Origin of the sequence: Microbulbifer aggregans (genome assembly GCF_020524005.1) — a bacterium.
Taxonomy (GTDB): domain Bacteria; phylum Pseudomonadota; class Gammaproteobacteria; order Pseudomonadales; family Cellvibrionaceae; genus Microbulbifer; species Microbulbifer aggregans_A.
This window is the reverse complement of the sequence record NZ_JAIVKK010000003.1, coordinates 274,275-297,439: the sequence shown is the minus strand read 5'-3', so window position 1 is coordinate 297,439 and position 23,165 is coordinate 274,275. Positions and strand designations below refer to the sequence as shown.

Sequence of the window (23,165 nt, the reverse complement as noted above, 5' to 3'; positions counted from 1 at the left end):
CCATTCCGCACGTTTCCCCTAAGGGGGGAAATGCGGAGCGGAAAACTCTGTTGCCGGTGAGTGCCTGGCTTGCAGATCTGTAGAGCCCATTGAAGATGTGGAAGTGCATACTGCTCGGTCCCAATAGATCTCCTAGTAATGGCAGCTTCCGCTCCGGATTCCGCCCCTTAGGGGATAGCGTGCGGAAATCCCTTCTCAGTCAGCAATAAGTCCCAAAGTTGATCATAAGTTGACCGATTTTTTCGTTAAGAGCTGAGATCAGATTACTCCCCCTGTGGGCCCTCTCAATCCTCAAGGCTGCCTATCAAATCCGTATTCCATATGACTGGTACTAGCGCTCCAGGTATAGAAAAGTGCCAGTTTTGTGATTAATATCACTCTTTTGGTGTGCGGTCGTCCAATTATGACCATTGGCCTTCTGTGAGTATCAAGGGCCGCCAGAATATGGCCTCTCATGCTGGGTTAGTGCTGATTTGCTTGTCCGCACCTCTGGAGCCGCCCCCCTGTTTATGGAAAAGGGACCATTCGGCTGCACTGATATTGAATCAAGCAGAACCAAACGGTTCTGCTTGCGGTTCTTAAAACTCGTACATTAATAATATACAAACCGGTAGTGATTTTATGCTTGCCTCTGTCATTGAGTCTGCTCTTCAGCAGCTGCCCGCAGCGACGATTACAAACGTATTTATTATCACCCTGCTGGGTATTTTCTTTGCAGCCATATTTTTAAAGGTAAAAGACAAGCAAGCGGGCTTCACGAACTATGTGCCAACACTGCTGACGTCTATCGGGATTCTAGGTACGTTTACCGGGATCGTATCAGGGCTGCTAAATTTCGATCACGAAAACATTCAAGCGAGTATTACCCTGCTGCTCGGTGGTCTTAAAACAGCGTTTATTACTAGTATTCTAGGGGTCTTCCTATCTCTGTTGTTCAAATCACTAGTAGCATTTGGTGTCTTCTCTAAACGTCAGCTCGTTGCTGGTAAAGAAGAAGTGGACTCCAAGGACATGTACGCGGCTCTGATGGCTCAAGTTGACGCTATCAACAAACTCAATGGAGCGATTTCAGACAGCGACGAATCCAGTCTTATGGGGCAGCTGCGCCTGATGCGGTCGGAGTCCTCTGACCGTGCCAAATTACTCCAAAGCTCTCAAGATAAAAGCTCCGAAGCTCTCGTGGCGATTAAGGAAAGTGTGGATGCCCAGCGAGTGAATTTTGATCATTTCGGAAACACTCTGTGGATAAAGCTACAGGAATTTGCGGACATGATGTCGAAGTCTGCTACTGAGCAGGTTATCAATGCCCTGAAGGAAGTGATCAGCGACTTCAACAATAACCTCACTGAACAGTTTGGCGAGAACTTCAAGCAGTTGAATGCGTCGGTGGAGAAGCTGGTGGTATGGCAGCAGCAATATCAGGTGCAGCTGGAGCAGATGATTGCTCAGTACGAGCAGGGTGTTACAGCGATTACTCAGACCGAGGTTAGCGTTGCCTCCATTAGCGCTGAGTCGCAGGTCATTCCAAAGGTAATGGGAGAGCTCCACTCCGTAATGGAGGTGAATCAGCACCAGATTTCCGAGCTTGATCGTCACCTGGAGGCATTCAAGGATATTCGTGATCGCGCAGTTGAATCTGTGCCCGAAATTCGCAAGCAAATTGACGAGACCATTGAGGGTGCGAAAGCCATTAATGAGCGCCTAGCTTCGGGGATGCAGGAAGGTGTCGATAAAGTGAAGAACGTGATTGTGTCTTCCGCTGAAGAATTTGATAACCGCGTTTCTCAGACAAATGCAGCATTGACTGAGTCCTCTCAGGCAGTTTCAAATTCAACCGAACAAATCAAAGTTCAGTTTCAGGATGCAATTTCGGATATCAACAACGAAATGCGCAACATGGTTCAAGAAGTTGGTGAGAAGAGTAAGTCTGCCACCGGTGAGATTGAGAACCTCGGTAAAGAGCTGGTTGCCCAACTCACGGATGTACGTCGCAACTTTGTCAGTGGCTTAGAAAGCATGCAGGGCGATCTTGCGAAGAGCCTGGAAGATCTGGCAAATGAGCAAACTCGCCACACCCAATCGACCATGAACGGCCTCCGCACCACCGCCGAAGATGCACTATCTCAAACGGGTGAATCCGTGCAGAAGCAGATCAAGCTGCTGGACGACGCTATGTCACAAGAGCTGCAACGTGTAATGCAGCATATGGGGCAGTCACTCACCACCATCAGTGGCAAGTTTACCGATGACTACCAGCGTCTGGTTATTGCTATGAACGATGTCGTTAAGCGCGGACAGGGAGTTGCCTGATGACACTCATGGTATCCCAGTCAGATCATGAGGTCGAAGAGAGCCACTGGCTCTCAGTATCCGACCTGATGGCTGGTCTAATGATGGTGTTCCTGCTGATCGCCATTGCCTTGATGATCGAGGCCCTGAAAGAGCGCGACAAGATCAAAGAGATTGCCGTTGCATACCAGGAAAATCAGGTCGCGATATTTGACTCCCTAATGACTGAGTTTGAAGAAGATCTCAAACGCTGGGATGCAGAAATCGACCAGGAAACCCTCACCTTCACATTTAAATCTCCTGATGTTCTATTTGAAACTGGCCGTTCAGACCTGAATGGACAGTACAAACTTATCCTGGATGATTTTTTCCCCAGGTATATGGCGGTACTAGCGCCCTATAAAGCGTCAGTCGGCGAGGTACGTATCGAAGGTCACACGAGCAGCGTTTGGAACCGGAATACTTCCGCCAAACATGCTTATTTCAACAATATGGAGCTGTCGCAAGGCCGGACCAGAGCTGTACTTCAATACATATACGATATCCCCGCGGTAGAGCAATACAGACCGTGGATTAATTCCAGCTTTGCCGCGGTGGGGCTTTCTTCCTCAAAAGCCATTTATGATGAATCCGGCCACGAGGATCGAGAGCATTCCAGGCGGGTAAGCTTCCGTGTGATCACCAATGCGGATATCCAGTTCCAGCGTATTTTGGCGGCAGACTAATGAAACTGGATGTGGATGGAGTTCTGTTTGCTCTGAGAGCAGCAGCCGAAAAGATGGGTGATTTTACACCTGAGTTTGATATCGAGGTCATGGCACACGCTAACTTTGACCTTGATTTTGAGCTGGAGCGAGGTAAGGAAATCAGCTTAGAAGAGCTGGATACCGATAATGGTCTGCTTTCCGTTCAGGGGCGCCAAGTCCTGCTCTACATCCCTGACCAATGGGATATCGCGAAAACACTAGCAGACCCCAAAAACGGTAGTCGCTTCCATGTCGCCGACTGTTCAACACTGAATGATATGAAGGCTCGGAAGCGCTTCGAGCGGTATAAAGTAACGAACAATTTATCCGGTGTATTCGATATCTATGGCACGGATAGAGCAACCGGTAGATCTGTCGAATCAGAGTCGGAACTAAAGGTTTGCCAAAACTGCTTGAAGTTACTGAATTACAAAGGGTTCTCGACTGCAAGAGACCGGAGTATTTTCAATAACTTTAGTATCGAAGAGTTTTTCTCTACCTATAGCTCACTGTTTTCTCACCTCCCGAAGCACAATAAGTATCTTCAAGGGGGAGGCTATTCTGATGATTGGAAGGTGGTGTCTGATCGGCAGCGCACTGCTGCGAATTACACCTGTACAGAATGCCGTGTGGACTTGTCAGATCACAAGTCACTAGTACATGTTCATCACAATAATGGCAACAAGCGAGATAATCGCCCTGAGAATCTCAAAGTGGTGTGTGCCGACTGCCACAAGAAGGAGCCTAATCATGAACACATGCACGTTAAATACAGCGATATTCAGATTATCAAACAGTTCCGTCGTAATCAGGGACTAGATCATGTTGGCAATTGGGATGAAGCATTCGCCCTTGCAGATACGGCCGTGCACGGCCTGCTCAAATACTGTCAGCGCGGAAACAGAACCGTTCCCGAGATCGGTTATGAAGTGACCAATTCCCAAGGGGCGGTAATCGCAGAGCTGGAGATCGCATGGCCGGAGGAGAAGAAAGGCATTTTTATCGACGCAGAAGCTGCCCAAAACGCAAGATCAATGGGGTGGCACTTATATAGCCTCGGCCAAGCCATGAAGAGCTTCCAGTAACATGCAATAGAACCTAGTATTTCCGGTTCAAACAGTCTCCGAGAATAAGGATGTGAAGTGGTGCAACAGTTTATCCCGGGCATGCGTGTTGAAATTCGCGATGCAGAGTGGCGGATTCAGCGGGTAGACAGGGCTAGTGATGGTGGTTACCTCCTGACCTGTATCGGGCAGTCGGAGCTGGTTCGCGGTAGATCAGCACAGTTTCTGAGCAAAATCGAACAGAATGCGCGAATTTTAGACCCGGCCCATACCGAGCTGGTGGATGACACGTCCGATGGCTATCTCGCCGGCCAGCTGTTTATTGATACCGCACTGCGCCAGACGCCACCAGCGGACAACAAGGTTCATATCGGCCATAAAGCTGCTATGGACTTGCTGCCATTCCAGTTGGACCCCACCTTGCAGGCCCTGCGCCAGCCCCGTCAGCGCATCATGATCTCTGACGCTGTGGGCCTGGGTAAAACACTGGAAGCCGGTATTCTGGTGTCAGAATTGATCCGTCGCGGCCGCGGCAAGCGCATCTTGGTATTGGCGGTGAAGTCCATGCTGAGCCAGTTCCAACGAGAGTTCTGGCAGCGCTTCACAATCCCTTTGGTACGGCTGGACTCCGTGGGCCTGCAGCGGGTACGCAACGATATCCCCACCAACCACAACCCGTTCCATTACTACGATCGCACCATCATCTCCATCGATACGCTCAAGCACACCCTGGAGTATCGCCACCACCTTGAGCAAGCTTACTGGGACATCATCATCATCGATGAAGCCCACAACGTCGCCCGTCGTTCCACCAACTCTCAGCGGCACAAACTGGCAGAACTGCTCTCTACCCGTTCCGATACTCTGATCATGCTGTCGGCCACGCCCCACGACGGAAAGGCAGAGAGTTTCGCCAGCCTGGTGAACATGCTAGACCCGACGGCGATTGCGAACCCGAAAGACTACGCCCACGAAGACTTCCGCGATAAAGGCCTGGTCGTACGTCGGTTCAAAAAGGATGTGGCCTCACAACTCAGCACCCACTTTCCCGAGCGCAATATTGATACGGTCAAGGTGACGGCCTCTGTCGCGGAAGAAGCGGTGTTCTCGGAGTTGAAGGATGCCAAATTCAATTCTCTCGATGGGCGTGGCAAGTCTGGTGCACAACTATTCCGCACCACACTGATGAAGGCCCTGTTTTCCAGCCCTGCTGCCTGCCTCTCTACCGTCGAGCAGCGTCTGAAGAAGCTTGAGAAAAAGCGCGATCAGGACGGTATTGAAGAAGACATCAGTTCTCTAGAGGGCATCGAGACTGCTCTGCGTGCGGTAAAGCCCCAGGCGTTCTCCAAATACCAGTTGTTGCTACGTATGCTCGCGCCGGAAGGTGATGAATCGCTGGGCTGGAACCCCAAAAATGCCGATGATCGCCTGGTGATCTTCACCGAGAGCCTGCAAACCCTGGATTTCCTCGCGCATCATCTGGGTAAAGACCTGAAGCTCAAGAAAAACCAGATAGAAGTGCTCAAGGGCACCATGCAGGACAAAGACTTGGCCAAAAAGGTCGAGGACTTCAACAATCGCACCGCCCCCGTGCGACTGCTGCTTTGCTCCGATGTGGCTTCCGAAGGTATCAACCTGCATCACCTCAGCCACCGGATGATTCATTTCGATATCCCCTGGTCATTGATGGTGTTCCAGCAGCGCAATGGTCGTATCGACCGCTACGGGCAAACCAAAACGCCACAGATCCGCTACCTGATGACCCTGAGCGATCAACCCGAGGTACAGGGCGACCAGCGAATCTACGAGGTGCTGACCGAGAAGGATGCCCAGGCCGGACGCAATATTGGCGACCCCTCCGAATTTATGGGTGCCTTCAGTGCTGACGAGGAAGAAGCCAAAATCGGCGAGGCGGTAGAGGCTGCCCACGATACCCAGGATAGCGACGACATTAGTGATATCTTCGCCGGCTTGTTCAGCGATGGGGGTGCCGATATCACCGAATCGGCCGAATCCACACTCTCAGCCTTCACCAGTAGCGAAAACGTCACCAGTCATGCCGACCTGGAGGCCTCCAAGGGCGATAGCATCACCCTGTTTGAAAAGGATTTTGAATTCGCCAAGGCCGCGTTGCGCTGTATCCGCGAGGGCAACGATCAGCTGCAATACAACGTCGACGACACCCGCCGGCAAATCGACTTCACCGCGCCTTCCGATCTGCGCCAGCGCCTCAAATACTTGCCTAGAGAAGTGCGCCCAGAAGACGATCGCTTCTTCCTCACCGACGACCGAGATCAAGTACAGGAAATGATCCGCTCCGCGCGTGATCTGGACGATGCGCTGTTCAGCAACCTGCAGTACCTGTGGGGCCAACACCCGGTAATGGAATGGCTGATGACCCGTGCCCAGGATTTCTTCGGTCGCCACACTGCACCGGTAATCCGCCTACCTAACCAGCTACCGGCTGGGGATCACTGGTTTATCGTGCATGGCGGCTTCCCCAACAAGCGCGGCCAGGCCCTGATCCAATCCAGCGAGGCGGTACTAGTACAGGGTGGGAAAGTCACCATGGCGACGCCGCTGATCGATATCCTGCGGGAGTTCGATCTCACCGGTAAGCGCATACCCAACCGCGCCGTAAAAGGGGATACCAAAGCGCTGCAGAAGCTGCTGCCCCAGGTAATTGCCCATGTAACCGGCCAGCTAAAAACGCTGCGCACAGAAGTACAGGCAGAAAAGAACGAAGAGCTGAGGGGGCACCTGCAAAAGCTGGATGACCTGCGCAACAAGCACTTGGACCAGCTGGAGCTGGATCTGGGCGGCCAGCAGCCGGACGCAATCCGTGAGCATCGCAAGCGTGACCGCATGCAACACATCGATCGGGTTTTTGAGGAGTACCAGCAGTGGCTGACGGAAACCCGTCACACGGAAGAAGAGCCCTACATCCAGGTCATCGCCGTACTCACCGGTGATGAAGCCGTAGCAGTCGAAGAAGGGGAGGTTTAACGATGGCCTGGTTCGGAATCAACAACGAGAACGAATTCTACTCCGAGCACTACCTGAGCGAGATCTTTAGTAAAGATATCCAGGAGCGAATTACCGCCTGGAAAGAGCGGGAAGACAGTGCAGCTGCGGGTAAGGCTGAGGAAGGCGAGCCTGAACACGAGGACGTTCAGTCTTTAGAAGCCTCCGGCACAAGAGCCCCCTACAACCAGTTGCGTACGTTAAGCCGCGATGCGCTGCAGTTCTTCAAAGAGGCTGAGCAGGAAAAAACGCCCGAAGAGCGCCTGCGTCTGCAGCGCCGCTGGACCGCTGAACTGCTGGCCGTATTCGGCTGGGAGCAAAAGCCACAGCGATATTCCGTCGACGATGATATCGAAGTCCCGCTGTTGGCTCAGGTCACCGACGGCCAAGCTGCTCCCCTGCTATGGGTACTGGAAGCACTACCCACCGGCGCCACCGATGACGACCCGCTGAGCGAAGAGGTACACCCCAAACAGCTGGAAAGCCTCAACGCCGCTCCCCTGCCCAAGGCCATGAAAAAGCAAGATTGGCAGCACTTGCTCGCCGGCAGTGTTTTTTCCCAAGCACGCCCGCCGCGCTGGGTGATTCTGGTTTCCGGACGCCAGTGGCTGCTGTTGGACCGTACCAAGTTTGCCCAGGGCCGTCTGCTGCGCTTTGATTGGCTGGAACTGTTTACTCGTCGGGAAATAGAAACACTCAAAGCCGTTAGTGTCCTTCTCCATCGCGAAAGTTTGTTGGGTGAGCAGGGTCAGTGTTTGCTGGATACCTTGGACGAAAATGCGCACAAACACGCCTACGGTGTCTCCGAAGACCTCAAGTACGCCCTGCGCGAATCCATCGAGCTGCTGGGTAACGAGGCAGCCAGGCAGCTGATCCAGCGCAGAGAAATCGGCTACACCGGTAAATCTGCCCTGGATCCGGATCAGCTCTCCGTGGAATGCCTGCGCTATATGTACCGGCTGCTGTTCCTGTTCTATATCGAGGCGCGCCCGGAGTTGGGGTATGCCCCTGTGGATAACCCCGTATACCTTTCCGGCTACAGCCTGGAATCTCTGCGTGAGTTGGAGATGGTGCCGCTGACCTCCGAGCGGGAGCAGAACGGCCGTTACTTCAATGACTCACTGCAAACCCTTTTCAGGTTGATTCAGAAGGGTTACCAGCCCGATACCCATGACGATCTGTTGGCGACTACAGCAGATGGCTTCAGCCTCTATGCGCTGCAGAGCCACCTGTTCGATCCCGAGCGTACCCGCCTGCTGAACAAAGTAGTCTTTCCCAACCACCTGCTGCAGCGGGTCATCAAACTTATGTCCCTGTCCCGCCCGGGCAAGGGCCGCAAACGTCGAGGGCGTATCAGTTATGCTCAGCTTGGAATTAACCAGCTGGGCGCGGTGTACGAGGCTTTGCTCAGCTACCGGGGGTTCTTCGCTACCGAAGATCTTTACGAGGTGAAAAAGGCCGGCGAAACCCCGGACGAGCTGGATACCGGTTACTTCGTCAATGCGCAGGATCTGGAGCAGTACAACGATGGCGAAAAGGTCTACGACACCAACGCTCAAGGCCAAAAGGAGCTGCGGGTACACCGAAAGGGAACCTTTATCTACCGATTGGCCGGGCGCGACCGGGAGAAATCCGCTAGTTACTACACACCCGAGGTGCTTACCCAGTCACTGGTGAAGTACGCCCTCAAGGAACTGTTCAAGGAGCAGTTGGATCCGCTGCGCGATGACGACGCCCGCGCAAAGCGTATTCTGGAACTGCGTGTCTGCGAGCCCGCCATGGGCAGCGCGGCCTTCTTGAACGAAGCTATCGACCAATTGGCAGACAAATACCTGGAGCTCGCCCAAAGCGCGCGCAACGAGCGCATTCCCCAGAGCCGTTACTTGCAGGAAAAGCAGAAAGTCAAAATGTTCCTTGCCGATAACAATGTGTTCGGCGTGGATTTGAATCCCATAGCGGTGGAACTTGCGGAAGTCTCTCTTTGGCTGAATGCGCTCTCCGCCGATCGCTTTATTCCTTGGCTGGGCTTGCAGCTTAATTGCGGTAACTCGCTAATTGGTGCCCGCCGTGAGGTATTTCCGGTAAGCAGTCTCATGCTGAAACCGAGTGATGGCGCTAGCTGGCTGAAAACTGCTCCCAAGCGGGTGCCATTGGGTGAGGCCCGCGGCGAGCAGCAGATCTGGCATTTCCTACTGCCGGATAGCGGGATGGCCAATTATACCGAAAAGGTCGTCAAGGCCCGCTACAAGGCGGATATTAAGGTGATCAATGACTGGCGCAAGGCATTTGCCAAGGCTTTTGCTACAGACGATATCCAGCGTATGCAGCGTCTCAGTGAAAAGATTGATGAGCTGTGGAACGAACACACCGAATCATTGAAAAAGCTCCGGGAAAAGACAACCGACCCTTACCAGATCTACGGCTTTGAGCACAGCGGTCAGCGTACCAGTATCAACTTCAAAGACGAGGCTCTTTCTGGCGAGTTGTTGAGTGAAAAGCTGCAGAACGCCAGTGCATTTCGCCGTCTAAAGCTTGCCATGGACTACTGGTGTGCGCTTTGGTTCTGGCCTATTGATCAGGCACACCTACTACCTAGTCGTGATGAATGGCTATTTGACCTAGAAAACCTGCTGCTTGGAGATACCTTCACTGCTGGCCCGGCCGGAGAGGTGCAGGACCTATTTTCACAGACTACGCCAGTGGAAGAGGGTAAATCGTTTGTAGATAAGTTTGGTGTGGTCAATCTCAAGGTGCTTTTTGAACACTTTCCGCGGCTTAGGTTGGCTGATGGAATCGCTCGAACTCAGCGTTTCTTTCACTGGGAACTGGTTTTTGCCGATGTTTTTTCTGATTCGGGTGGGTTTGATTTAATGCTGGGAAACCCACCCTGGCTAAAAGTAGAGTGGAAAGAAGGTGGGGTTCTTGGTGATCACCAGCCACTTTTCGCATTACGGAATTTTTCTGCTTCTAGGCTTAATACTCTACGAGATGAGCTTTTTTCGCGAGTGCCCAACGTAGAGCAAGCGTGGGTGGAAGAGTATCAGCAGAATGAAGGGACTCAGAATTTCCTGAATTCAATGATGAATTTTCCGGAGTTAAGAGGTGTCCAAGCTACCCTTCATAAGTGCTTTCTCCCGAGAGCTTGGTTTAATGGGAATGAAAAATCTGTGACCGCCTTTCTCTATGAGTCTGGAGTTTTTAATGATCCGAAAGGCGCGGCATTACGAAGAGCATGTTTCAGAAGGCTGAGAAAAAATTTCACCTATTTTAGAGCTATGTCTCTTTTTAATATCCAAGGAAATAATAAAACGGATTTTCATTGCTCTATTTTCGGTGGGGTTGTTGCAAGTCCAAAGTTTGAAATGATCGATTATCTTAAACACCCTAAGGAAATTGATCTGGCTTACTCCGGGAGGGAGGAGAGTGAGTTTGATTATCACATGGTCTCAGGTGTTGGTGAGAACCTGGGAGGGGAGACCGCTCCCCGGGCTGTTAGTAGTAATTTAAGCTCTGGTAAGGGTGGAGCAAGTAGGATTGTAGTTGTCGGCGATGATGAGTTGAGTTTGTTCGCTGAGCTATATGATGAGCCTGGAACTGACAGTCTTGAGGCTCGGTTGCCCAGTGTTCGGGAGCAGCAATTAATCAATGTTTTAAAGAGGTTTTCTGATCAGCCTAGGAGACTGGGAGATCTAAAAGGGCAGTTTTATCCGCTGGAGATGTGGCATGAAACGAATCAGCAAAAAGATGGGACCATAAGGCGAGAAACGTGCTTTCCCAAAAGTCTTAGAGAGTGGGTTATTTCTGGACCTCACTTTTTTGTGGGGACTCTATTCTTTAAAACCCCAAAGGCCATATGTACGCATAATAGTCATTACACTCCACTAGATTTGCTTGATCTCCCGGATGATTATCTTCCTCGTACTAACTATGTACCTGCATGCTCGTATGATGAGTACATGTCACGAGTTCCGAAAGTACCTTGGCGGATTGGTGAAGAGAGTGATGGCGGGCGAGTAACGGATTATTATCGTTTTATCGTTCGGAAGATGCTTTCTCAAGGTGGAGACAGAACTCTAATTTCAACAATCGCTCCGCGAGAAATTGCTCATATTGATGGGTGTACTTCATTGGTTTTTAAAGATGCAGTTAATCTAGTGCTTTTCTCTGGTTGTGCTTTTTCTTTACCCTTCGATTTCTGGGTGAAAACAACTGGTAAAGCAAATTTTCGTCAGGAACTTCAGTTGCAGATGCCGATTTTTGATTCGTCTTCAGGTATTTCTTTGGAGATAATTCGAAGGGCGTTAAAACTAGTGTGTATCTCAAGAGATTATGCAAATCTTTGGGATTGCCATTTTGCAGAACTGATGGGAGGGCGCTGGAGCCTGGAGTCCATTTTGAGAGATGACTACGCTCGTAGGATGGCTCTAGTCGAAATCGATGTGCTCGTGGCTCTGCAGCTGGGTATGGATCTGAACGAATTGCTTTCTATCTACAGATCACAGTTCCAGCAGTTGCAGAAGTACGAATCGAATACTTGGTATGACCAAAACGGTCGTATAGTTTTCACAGGAAATGCGGGATTGGTCGGGGTCGGATTACCTTCGAGACCCCAAAACGCAGAGTTGAGAGCAGGTATTTCCTACTGCTTGAAATTAATTGATGGCGAGAAGAAGGAGGGCATCGCCCTCGGCTGGGAGGATATCAAGGCTCTTCCTGCCGGCAGTAAGGTGATCAAGACCTTTATGGACGACACCCTGCCCGGTGGTCCCCAGCGCCGATCCATCGAATATGTGGCACCGTTTATCAAGCCGGATCGGGAAAAAGACTACGAAATCGCCTGGCGCGCCTTCGAGGCCCGTCAGCAGCAGTGAACTAAAAAATATAACAAGGAATCCTCATGAAGATTTCCACAATTCTTGACCATATCGACAGCGGCCATATGGCGCTTCCGGAATTCCAGCGCGGCTATGTATGGAACCGCGATCAGGTGCGGGGCCTGGTATGGTCCCTTTACCACCGCTACCCGGTGGGCAGCCTGCTGGTATGGGCAACGGAATCCAATACGGCCACCCACCGTGGCGACCACAGCTTGGCGGCAGGCGTGGTTAAGTTACTGTTGGACGGTCAGCAGCGTATGACCTCCCTCTACGGATTGATTCGAGGTAAGGCACCACAGTTCTTCGATGGCGATGCCAAGTCCTTTACTGGCCTGTATTTCAATATGGAGTCCGAAGAGCTGTCTTTCTATATGCCTACCAAAATGAAAGGCAACCCGCTGTGGGTTAGCGTGACCGAGTTGCTGCAAGGGGATATGGGGCCGTTTATCAACAAGATCTCTGCGGAGCCAACCCTGGCGGCCAAACTTGGAGACTATATTGCACGCCTCAACCAGTTGCAGGGCATTCGCGATATTGAGGTTCACGTCGAGGAAGTTACAGGTAAAGACAAGACCATCGATGTGGTGGTGGATATCTTCAACAAGGTCAACAGCGGCGGTACCAAGCTCTCCAAAGGCGACCTGGCACTGGCCAAGATCTGCTCCGAGGAGCCGGAAGCCCGCGCCAAAATGCGTACCGCGCTGGATACCTGGCAGCAACAGGGTTTTGATTTCAAGCTGGACTGGCTACTGCGCAATATCAACGCCATCGCCACTGGTGATTCCCGCTTTAGCGAGCTGGATGGCATTACCGGCGAGAAGTTCCTGGAGAGCCTGAAGCAGAGTATCCGGGCGGTAGACTATCTATTGAATGTTATTGGTGGTCGCCTGGGGCTGGACCACAAACGGGTTTTGTTTGGTCACTACAGCTTCCCGGTGCTGGCCCGCTTTGTGACAGAGCAAGGTGGCGCTGTGCCCAACCAGGAGGAGCTCAACAAGCTGCTCTACTGGTTTGTGCAATGTGCCCTGTGGGGCCGCTACTCTGGGTCTACCGAATCTATTATGAAGCGAGACCTAGATATTCTGGCCAACCCAAAGAAAGGATTGGATGGGCTGATCCATGAACTACAGCTTTGGCGCGGTGGCCTGCGTATCCAAGCAGAGCATTTTACCGGTTGGAGTAAAGGTAACCGTTTCTACGCCATGCTCTATTTGCTGACCCGGGTTGGTGAGGCTTTGGACTGGGGGCTCAATATTCCTTTGAAGAAGGGACTGCTGGGGCAGAGCAGTTCTCTGGAAGTACACCATATCTTCCCCCGCGCTCTGCTGAGGAAGCACGGTTTCGATAAAACCGAAATCAATTCGGTCGCCAACTTCTGTTTCCTTACTAAAAATACCAACATTAAGATCAGTGATAGCGCACCGGAAATCTACTTCGAGGAAATTGAGAAACGTGCCCCCGGTGCGTTGGCAAGCCAGTGGATCCCAATGGATCGTGAGCTGTGGAAGGTGGAGAACTATCCACAGTTCCTGGAGAAGCGCCGTGAGCTTTTGGCCGATGCCGCCAATGCATTTTTCGACAGCCTTTACACGTTAGACAATGGAACCACAGCGAGTGTTACATCAGCCCAGTCCGCGTCCGTACCGGGTGGCATTGAAAGCGCAGATGAACAGCAACTGCTGGACGAGCTACGCAGTTGGCTTGAAGACAGCAAGTTGCCGATGGGAGAGCTGGAATACGAGCTGGTAGATACCGAGACCGGTGAAATCCTTTCCATTTTGGATCTTGCCTGGCCGGAAGGATTCCAGACGGGTCTGTCTGAACCAGTTGCACTTCTACTGGATGAGCCGACCGCGGTGGTCAAAGCTGCTTCCGGTGCGGGTTTCCGTGTATTCGATAATATCGAGCGCTTAAAGTGCCACGTGGCACAAAACGTACTGGGTGATCACCTCTATGGTTTACCCGATTGGGCGTCGCTAGTAGATCGGAACATCCTGCCCGTCGTCCATCGTTTGGTGGATATGGGGGTGCCTGCCCCTGAGTGCGGTTATGAGCTGGTTAACCCCGATAGTGAAGTCGTTGGTGAATTTGAGCTGGCGTGGCCAAAGCAGAAAGTGGGGGTGTGGACTGCCAGAGGTGCCTCATCGGACACCGAGGATCTGCCAGATGGTTGGCTGATGTTCACGCAAGCCGAGGTTTCTGAATCTCCGGAATTGTTGCTAGCACCATTGTCCGCACAGCGGTAAGGAGTCTGTCGTGCTGCCATCATTGGTTGCAGGGGAGCTGGCGCAGTCGGTGCGCCAGTTTTTGCGTACCACTTTTCCGTCCACAACCCCTGGTTTCCTGCGGGAGAATGGCCGTTGTGCCATGGACGATCTGTTGGACGAGCCGGAGTCTATTTTCAAGGGGCCTTACTTAAGCCTGGGGCTGCCATTCCGTACTGCAGGGCCGGATGAGCCATTACCCTTTGTAAAAATTAACCCCGGCTTTTCCCCTTACCAGCACCAGTTGCTGGCCTTCCGCCGTTTGTGCGGCGATTCGCCCCAGTCCACCATCGTGGCTACCGGTACCGGCTCCGGTAAAACCGAGTGTTTTATGCTGCCGGTGTTGGACCACTGCGCGCAGGCGAGCGCACCGGGTATCAAAACAATCATCGTCTACCCCATGAATGCCCTGGCCACCGACCAGGCCAAGCGCTTTGCCAAAGAGATCCATAATCGCGCGGAATTAAAGGCAAAGGTCCGTGTGGGACTGTTTGTCGGTGATAATGATGACTCCCCAGAAGACGAGATGGGACCGGAAAACGTCATCCGCTGCAAAGATACACTGCGTGCAGAGCCGCCGGATATCCTGCTCACCAACTACAAGATGCTCGACTACCTGCTGATCCGCCCCAAGGACCAGCCGCTATGGCGTTACAACACTCCCGGTGCCTTGCGCTATCTGGTGGTGGATGAGCTGCACACCTTTGACGGTGCCCAGGGGACTGACCTCGCCTGCCTGATTCGCCGATTACGTCACCGGTTGGATGTAGGTCCGGAAATGGCCTGTGTGGGTACTTCTGCCACGATCGGTAGTAAAGACTCTATCGGTCGCTTGGTGGAATACGCCGATAAGGTATTTGCCTCCGAGCTGGATGATCAGGCGGTGATTCTTGAAGACCGCTTGGCCGCAGAGGAATTCCTGCCCGACAAAGCTACCGAAGTGATGCGGCCGGACGCGGATACCGTTCTGAATATGTCCGCCGACAATTACAGCTCGGTGGATGACTTTATCAGCGCTCACGCGCAGCTCTGGTTCTCTGCGCCCCCCGCCGGGCTGGCAAGCCGCAACCAAGAGCAACGGGCTCGCGCCCAGGTCCAGTTGGGTGAATTGCTCAAATCCCACAATGTCTTTCACTCGCTGCTGAAAGATTGCCGTGCCGTAACCGATACCCGTACGGTAATCGCAAACTGGGCGGCCAGCTTCCGAACCACGGAGGAGGGCGCGCGCGCTCTATTGGATAGCCTGTGCGCGTTGATCTCCACCGCCCGCAGTTGGCGTGCACCCGACGCGCCACAGCCAGAAAATATCGGCACCGGTCCATTTTTACAGGTGCGCTATCAGTTGTGGCTGAAAGAGCTGCGTCGCCTGGTCGCTAGCCTGGATGCGGAGCCAAAGTTCCAGTTCTTTGATGATTTGCCGAATGCAAAAGAACCTCTGCATTTACCCGCTGTGCATTGTCGCGAGTGTTACGCCACGGCGTGGGTATCGGTAAGGGCGCCCAATGAGCCCAGCGTGAATGCCGAACTGCCTAAAATCTATAACGCATTCTTTGGTGGTTCACCGGATACTTGCGTGCTGGTGCCGTTAAGTGCAGAAGACAAGCCTGAAAAGCAGTTGGTCCGCAATCTATGTAGCAGCTGCGGCCACCTGGTAACCGAAGATAAGGCGGATTGCCCGGAATGCGCCGGTACCGCATTTGTGCGGGTGGTCATTCCGGAAATGACCAAGCAAATCGAGCGAAATAAAGAAACCCGTACCGTATTCGACAACAGCTGCCCAAGTTGTGGCGCTAGTTCGGGGCTGTCTATCGTTGGTTCCCGCGCTGCCAGTCTTAGTAGTGTGCTGATTGGCAAGCTCTTTGGCAGTGTGTACAACGATGACCACAAGCTGATTGCCTTTTCGGATTCCGTACAGGACGCCGCTCACCGCGCGGGCTTCTTTGGCGCCCGCACCTGGCGCCAGGTAATGCGCCAGGGCATGCTGCAGGCGTTGCAACAGCGGTTCAACAATATGCCGTTGGCGCAGATGGCACAGCAGCTGGGGCCCTATTGGCGCGAGCAGTTGGGCGATGCTGGCTTCTGCGCGACTTTCCTGGCCCCTAACCTGGAATGGTTACAGGACTGGGAAGAGCTTCGCACCGAGGGCCGGTTACCAAAAGATAGTGACCTGCCGGATCAATGGGTCGAGCGCCGCATGAATTGGGAGGTGCTGCGGGAGTTTGGTCTGGGGAGCCGTATCGGTAGAACTTTGGAGCGTTCCGGCCACGCTACTGTGGCGCCCAATATGAGCGCAGTTACTGCCGCGGTAGCTGAGGCGAGCCTCCGGTTACCCGAAGAAATTGCGGAATTGCAGGGGCTCACTGAAGATGAGGTTCAGCAGTTTATTCTTGGTCTGCTTTGGCGTTTACGTGTCAAAGGAGCATTCTTCCACCAGGTACTAGAAGGCTATCTCCATGCAAATGGAGACGAGTACCTGATAAACCGCTATCGCTACATGCCGGCATACGGTAAGACTTCTCCGCCGCCCGCATTCCTCACCATGGAACGCCAGTCTAAAAACTTCGAGTTTGTGCTGGGTAAAAAGAATGCCACCTGGTACGAGCACTGGTTTCTTAAGTCCCTTGCGAAAGATGGCCGCGAATTTGCCGCTGCGTCAATGCGACAGGCGTATCAAATTGTGCTCAAAGCGTTAACTGGCGAACAGTTATTGAAGGAAGATGAAGTTCGCGGCGAGCAGGTGTGGTCGTTACTTCCAGATCGATGGGCCTGCGTTACCCAGCTTGCGGAGCTCAGCTGTAATAAGTGCCGACATCGGGTGCAAGTACCTGCCGCTCAGGGGAATGCGTGGCAGGGGGTAGCCTGTCAGCGGCCAACGTGCAGTGGCGAATATGGAGCCATGGAGCTTTGCGCACATAGCAGCAAACTTCAAAAGCCACCATTGCGCCTGGTAACCTCTGAACATACCGGCCTGCTGGATTCTGATATTCGCCACAATATCGAGCAGTCTTTCAAGGACGGTAAAGACCGTTGGGATATCAATCTACTTTCGGCTACTCCGACCATGGAGATGGGGATTGATATCGGTGACCTCTCCAGTGTGCTCCTTTGCAGCGTACCTCCGGCACAGGCGAACTACTTGCAGCGCATCGGTCGAGCCGGGCGAACGGACGGCAATGCCATAAACGTCGCGGTAGCCAACGGCCAGGCTCACGACCTGTACTTCTATGCTGACCCGCTGGAGATGATGGCGGGTGATGTGCAACCCCCAGGGATATTTCTCGCTGCCATGGCGGTAATGGAGCGACAGCTGATTGCGTTCTGTTTTGACCACTGGGTGCAAACGGGTATAGATGCCAGTGCAATTCCCGGCAACCTCAAGACGATTCTGGATAACCTGGAAACCGATATTAAAACGGGTTTCCCGTATAACCTGATTCACTATATCGAGAGTAACCGCGGAGAACTGTTACAGAAGTTCAAAGCACTATTTGGTGGCTTCGAGCAGGATGGAGAGGAGCATCTCAAGAAGTTCATCTTTGGTGCTGATGGCGAGGCGGATATCAATCACCGCCTGCTGAACCGCCTGTTTGACATGATGAATCAGCGCAAAAGCCTGAAAGATCAGCAGAAAGAGCTTAAGCGGCAACTGGATAAACTGCGGCAAAAGCCTAAGGATGAGGCGACCGAGGAAGAAATCGAGACCATGGAGCAGGAGCGGGGCGCCTTGATCCGCTTGATCTATTCCATCAATCAAAAGCAGACCCTGAACTTCTTTACCGATGAGGGGTTGCTACCGAATTATGCCTTCCCAGAAGAAGGGGTTGCGCTCACCTCTGTGATCTTCCGCAAAACCCAGAAGAAAGAGAAGGATGACGATGATCGCAAGCCGTACGAAAAATTTACCTTTGAGTTGACCCGACCGGCGCAGGCCGCACTCAGTGAGCTTGCACCTGAGAGTCGCTTCTATGGCTTCCAGCGGCAAGTTCAGGTAGATCAGGTCGATTTGGCGGTATCTACAGCAGAAAACTGGCGTCTGTGTAATCAGTGTCACTATGCGGAAAACCTGGCTGCCGGTGACAAATACAGCGCATGCCCCCGTTGTGGCAGTGATTACTGGCGAGACGTGAGCCAGAAGCAGACTTTGCTCAAGCTGCGTCAGGTATACGCAAATGCCAATGACCGCGAGAGTCGAATCGGAGACGACTCCGAGCAGCGAGAACCGGTATTTTTTAACCGTCAGCTTCTGGTGGATATTCCATCATCTGCCACTCGAAGAGCCTATCGAATCGATGATGAAACCTTGCCTTTCGGCTTTGAGTTCCTGAGCCGCGCAACCTTCCGCGAAGTGAATTTCGGCAAGCTGGGGGATGACGGTCAGGAGATTGAAGTAGCCGGCAAGGTTGCCAGGCGCCCAGGATTCAAGTTGTGTAAGCACTGCGGCAAAGTTAAAAAGTGGCGCCGAAACCCGAAGCAGCACCACGCCTTTAACTGTCCTTTGAGCAAGCCTGGCGCTGAAGAGAAAGAGAGCGATTTCCACAGTGCGCTTTACTTATACCGGGAGCTGGAGTCTGAGGCAGTGCGGTTACTGCTGCCACTGGCAGAAGTGGTGTCTTCGGATGTGCGCCTGCAAAGCCTGGTAGCCGCGCTACACCTGGGTCTACAGAAGTTTTTCCAGGGTGACGTCAGTCATCTTCAGATAACCACTTATTCAGAGCCTCTACCGGATATGGGTGGTAGTGGTCAGCGTAAGCACTACCTGGTAATTCTGGACAGAGTGCCTGGTGGTACCGGATATCTGAAGGAGCTGTTGCGTGAACCCGGAAACTTGTTGCAGATGCTACAGCTCAGCTATGACACGCTGGTTCGTTGCGGTTGTAATGATGATCCAGAGAAGGATGGCTGTTACCGCTGCCTGTATGCGTACCGAGAGAGCCGCAATCTGGAGTCCATTTCTCGGGATTCCGCCAAAGAACTACTGCAAAGGATTTTAGAAAGCGCTGATAAGCTGAAGGAAGTAGAGGGACTGGATAATGTAGACCTCAATGCGCTGATCGAAAGCGAGCTGGAGAAGCGCTTTATTGAGGTGTTGGGTACCGCCCGACCGGGCACATCCCTTTCGATTACCCGCGTGAACGGTAAGCCCGGTTGGAACCTATCCGTCGAGCACGATGATGATGTGATGACCTGGCAGATTGAGCCTCAGGTCAATCTAGGTGTAGAGAGCGGGGTGGCAATCAATACTCGCCCCGACTTTGTATTCTGGCCACAACGAGACCGCCCTGGTATCAAGCCAATTGCGGTATACCTGGACGGTTTCCTTTACCACCGCGACAAGTGCGCAGATGACAGCGAGAAGCGTCTGGCGGTAATCCGGTCCGGCAATTTTGTAGTTTGGAGCCTTAACTGGAAAGACCTCCCTGCGGCGGGGCAACCGGCGGATACCTCTTGTGTTGATTGGTTGCTGCAGCCTGGGCATACCCAGGCTGCGACCATGTTCGATCAATTGGCTGAGAGGCTGGATAAGCCAGCTTTTCTCAGAATGAATGGTGAACTGCAGAAAGGTCCCTTTTCCTGGCTTCTCGATTACCTGGCGGCCTATGGAGATACCGCAGAGCGCTATCGCTGGATGGCGTTGTCGCGGCAATTCTGCACCTTAAACCTTGCAACAGTCCAAGACGCCGGTCAGCGGCAAGCGTTGCAAAGCGAAGTAGAGCCCGGTGTACCACCAACCTGGTTTCACCTGCACATTGAGGGTGAAACGGCCCTGGGGGTGGGTAAGCCTGCAAGAGTGTCAATGAATAGCTTGGTTTCCAGCCTTCCCATCTATGTTTTGCGAGGAAAGTTCGATGAGTTGGTAAAAAGTGCAGCGTTCTTCTTATCCATAAATGACCGGGAACGTACAGGTGAGGAGTTCGAAGCGAGCTGGAGACAGTATTGGGCAGCGACCAACCTATTTCAGCATCTGCGCGACTTTTGTTTTATGGCTGAATCCAGTGGGTCTACCGCGGTTCAGGATGAGCTGCTGCAGCGGCGCAGAGCAAAAGAAAAGCCTGAGCCGGAACCGGGTTACGACGAAAGCTGGAATGAAGTACTGGAGCTAACAATCTATCCAGATGAAGCAAAAGCACTGGCAATTCAAAGTATCAGCGCTCCCGAAGCGGGGATTGACTGGAAAAATGCCGAAGGTGAAGTGCTTGGGCAGATCGAATGGGCATGGCAGGACGCAAAAATCGCGTTTGTTGATGATGACGAAAACTTTGCTTCCATGCTTGCTGAAAACGGCTGGCGACTAATTACGACTTTGGATAAATCAGATTTAGAGAAGCTCACAAGGTGGTTGAAAAGTGAGCCTGTGGGGGATTTAGAATGAGTAAGGTGAAAGTAGCGATTTCTCAGGACTTCATGCTGGCATTCAGCAAAGTTCCAAAGAATGCTCAAAAGAAAGTCATGGAATTTGTGACCAAATTCCGTCAGGACCCTCAGTCTCCGGGGATCAACTACGAGACCATCAACGATGCGAAAGATGGCAACTACCGGTCCGTAAGAATCGACAAGAACTACCGCGGTATCATCCTGAAACCTGATACAGGGAATGTGTTCCTGTTGTTATGGGTGGATAAACACGACGACGCCTATGATTGGGCGCGCCGGCATAAGTGCGAAATTAACCCCAATACGGGGTCACTGCAGATCTTTGCCACGAGTACCGAGGTTATCTCTGAACCGGCTGAGCCAGAACCCGTAGCTGCCTACGAGAGTACAGTCGAAGCTCAACAGCCTTCGGTACCAGAACCTGCGCTGGAAGTTCAGCCGGAAGTGACAAAACCGGTGCAAAATCAGTATCTGATGGCACTCTCTGATGAGCAGCGTCTCAAGGTGGGGGTGCCCACAGAGCTACTGCCTTTGGTACAGGTTGTTCGATCTGAAGAAGAGTTGGAACAAATTGAGGATCGCTTGCCGGTTGAGGCCTTCGAAGCGCTCTATTTGTTAGCGGCTGGAACCCCTTGGCAGGAAATCGAGCGTGAATATATTCGGCAGAGTAGCGATGCCATCGACACGAACGATATCGCCGCGGCCCTCGATCGCCCCGAAAGCCAGCGCAGCTTCCATGTTGTCGAAGATGAACTGGAGCTCATCGAAATGCTAGAGGCTCCTCTGGAGCGCTGGCGTGTGTTCTTGCATCCATCTCAATCCCGGCTAGTCAATCGCAATTGGAATGGGCCCGTCCGCGTCTTGGGAGGGGCAGGTACCGGTAAAACTGTAGTGGCGATGCACCGTGCTAAATGGCTCGTCAAGAATGTACTTCAGAGCAAAGATGAGAAGATCCTATTCACAACATTCACTGCCAATTTGGCAACGGATATCGAGGCGAACCTGAAGAAGATCTGCTCTGCAGAGGAAATGCAGCGGATCGAAGTCAAACACATAGACCGCTGGGTAAATGAGTTCTTAAAGAAGCAGAAATACCCATCAGACATCGTGTACATGGATTCCAATCGCTATGGAAGTCGAGACAGCGAATATAAGAAGATTTGGAAGGAAGCACTGCAGCTCTCTGAGGCGAGCCTGGGTTTGCCTGAATCCTTCTACCGAGAGGAGTGGGAGCGTGTCATCCTTCCTCAGCGAGTATCCACCAAGATGGAATACTTCAAGGCGAGTCGCACTGGCCGTGGTGTAGCACTAAGTAGAAAGCAACGGGCCGATATTTGGGGTGTGTTTGAGGAAGTGCGTGCAAGACTGCAACGCCAGGGGCTGCGCACCTTCGAAGATGCAACGCTGGATGCTGCAGAAATTCTGACCTCATCTGATGTCTATCTTCCTTACCGTTCTGTCGTCGTGGACGAGGCTCAGGATATGGGCCCCGAAGCCCTGACTCTTATAAGGCAATTGGTGCCAGAGCAGGAGGACGACATCTTCGTCGTAGGGGATGGTCACCAGCGCATCTATCGCAGAAAAGCGGTAATGGGAAAATGCGGAATCCGTATTGTAGGAAGGAGCCGTAAGCTGCGAATCAACTACCGCACAACCGAGCAAACCCGCCGTTTCGCGACCTCTGTATTGGAAAACATACCAGTAGACGATCTGGACGGTAACGATGATACCTCCAATGATTACCGCTCTCTGATACAGGGGGCAGTTCCTGATGTTCAGGGGTATAAGGATTTTTCCTCTGAAAGTGCGGCTCTAGTCGAGAAGATAAAAGCATTGACGGAATCAGGGGTTGCTTCTCAGGATATCTGTATAACCGCGCGCACTGTACGTATTCGCGACCAGTTTGTAGAGGCGCTTAAACGAGAAGGCATTACTTCGCTGGTACTGAAGCAGCAGAATGACAATCGCAATGTAGAGGGTGTACGGGCAGCTACGATGCACCGCGTAAAAGGATTGGAGTTCCGCTACGTGTTTATCCTGGGGGCAAACGACGGAGTTATACCGCTCAAATACGCCACCAGCTCATCTGATGATCCTGTCGAAATGCGACAGCTCGACCTTAACGAGCGGGCGCTGCTTCACGTGGCGGCTACCCGAGCGATTAAGAAACTCTACATTTCAGCACATGGTAAACCAAGCCCATACTTGAACCTGGATAAAGCTGATAGTGAGGTTGAGGCGTGAGTTTCTTCAGAAATGTATGGGCTGCGATTCGTGGATTCTTCCGCCTATTAAACGCACTTCTAGTCGCTTTGACGCGTGGAATGTCTGAGTTAGAAAAGGTGCTGACCAAGGTGGAGAGCGATGCGAGAGAGTTTCGTAAAAGTGAATCTAAAAGGCTAGAGGTAGAGTATCAGGAGCTACTGCAGGATATCGAAGACAGAAAAGTGAAAAGGATTTCCGACTCTAGTAAGCCTCGCTGACACTTTGGCTTAGCATATTTAGTGAGGAATGCTGGCAGGTAAATCT

Annotated in this window: 8 protein-coding genes; all 8 read left to right on the top strand. The window is 52.4% G+C overall.

Features of this window, described 5'->3' with window-relative positions; translation table 11 throughout:
• Window positions 1-621: 621 nt before the first annotated feature.
• The 8 genes from LC093_RS06155 to LC093_RS06120 are packed head-to-tail and all read left to right on the top strand — an operon-like array spanning window position 622 to window position 22,880.
• Window positions 622-2,310 carry a MotA/TolQ/ExbB proton channel family protein gene (locus LC093_RS06155; RefSeq protein WP_226663260.1) on the top strand — a complete coding sequence of 563 codons (1,689 nt, stop codon included), beginning with the start codon at window positions 622-624 and terminating at the stop codon, window positions 2,308-2,310.
• Complete coding sequence (locus tag LC093_RS06150) at window positions 2,310-3,014, top strand: flagellar motor protein MotB (protein ID WP_226663258.1); 705 nt, start codon at window positions 2,310-2,312, stop codon at window positions 3,012-3,014. The genes LC093_RS06155 and LC093_RS06150 overlap by 1 nt, the downstream gene beginning before the upstream one ends.
• A complete protein-coding gene (locus LC093_RS06145; protein ID WP_226663256.1) occupies window positions 3,014-4,120 on the top strand; it encodes an HNH endonuclease in 1,107 nt (368 codons plus the stop codon). Before LC093_RS06150 ends, LC093_RS06145 begins: the two co-directional genes overlap by 1 nt.
• A 60-nt stretch (window positions 4,121-4,180) precedes the next feature.
• Window positions 4,181-7,105, top strand: a complete 2,925-nt coding sequence (locus LC093_RS06140; protein WP_226663255.1) for a DEAD/DEAH box helicase — start codon at window positions 4,181-4,183, stop codon at window positions 7,103-7,105.
• Between the two features lie 2 nt (window positions 7,106-7,107).
• Complete coding sequence (locus LC093_RS06135) at window positions 7,108-11,994, top strand: hypothetical protein (RefSeq protein ID WP_226663252.1); 4,887 nt, start codon at window positions 7,108-7,110, stop codon at window positions 11,992-11,994.
• A gap of 26 nt (window positions 11,995-12,020) precedes the next feature.
• Window positions 12,021-14,246 carry a DUF262 domain-containing protein gene (locus LC093_RS06130; protein WP_226663250.1) on the top strand — a complete coding sequence of 742 codons (2,226 nt, stop codon included), beginning with the start codon at window positions 12,021-12,023 and terminating at the stop codon, window positions 14,244-14,246.
• Window positions 14,247-14,256: 10 nt separating this feature from the next.
• The gene (locus LC093_RS06125; RefSeq protein WP_226663247.1) at window positions 14,257-20,634 is read left to right on the top strand and encodes a DEAD/DEAH box helicase; all 6,378 of its coding nucleotides are present in this window, start codon (window positions 14,257-14,259) and stop codon (window positions 20,632-20,634) included.
• The gene (locus LC093_RS06120) at window positions 20,631-22,880 is read left to right on the top strand and encodes a UvrD-helicase domain-containing protein (protein WP_226663245.1); all 2,250 of its coding nucleotides are present in this window, start codon (window positions 20,631-20,633) and stop codon (window positions 22,878-22,880) included. The genes LC093_RS06125 and LC093_RS06120 overlap by 4 nt, the downstream gene beginning before the upstream one ends.
• The last annotated feature ends 285 nt before the right edge of the window (window positions 22,881-23,165 follow it).

Bases quoted from the DNA above. Each gene is read 5' to 3' on its own strand.
- LC093_RS06155 (WP_226663260.1), top strand. From the start codon at position 622: ATGCTTGCCTCTGTCATTGAGTCTGCTCTTCAGCAGCTGCCCGCAGCG.
- LC093_RS06150 (WP_226663258.1), top strand. From the start codon at position 2,310: ATGACACTCATGGTATCCCAGTCAGATCATGAGGTCGAAGAGAGCCAC.
- LC093_RS06145 (WP_226663256.1), top strand. From the start codon at position 3,014: ATGAAACTGGATGTGGATGGAGTTCTGTTTGCTCTGAGAGCAGCAGCC.
- LC093_RS06135 (WP_226663252.1), top strand. From the start codon at position 7,108: ATGGCCTGGTTCGGAATCAACAACGAGAACGAATTCTACTCCGAGCAC.
- LC093_RS06130 (WP_226663250.1), top strand. From the start codon at position 12,021: ATGAAGATTTCCACAATTCTTGACCATATCGACAGCGGCCATATGGCG.
- LC093_RS06120 (WP_226663245.1), top strand. From the start codon at position 20,631: ATGAGTAAGGTGAAAGTAGCGATTTCTCAGGACTTCATGCTGGCATTC.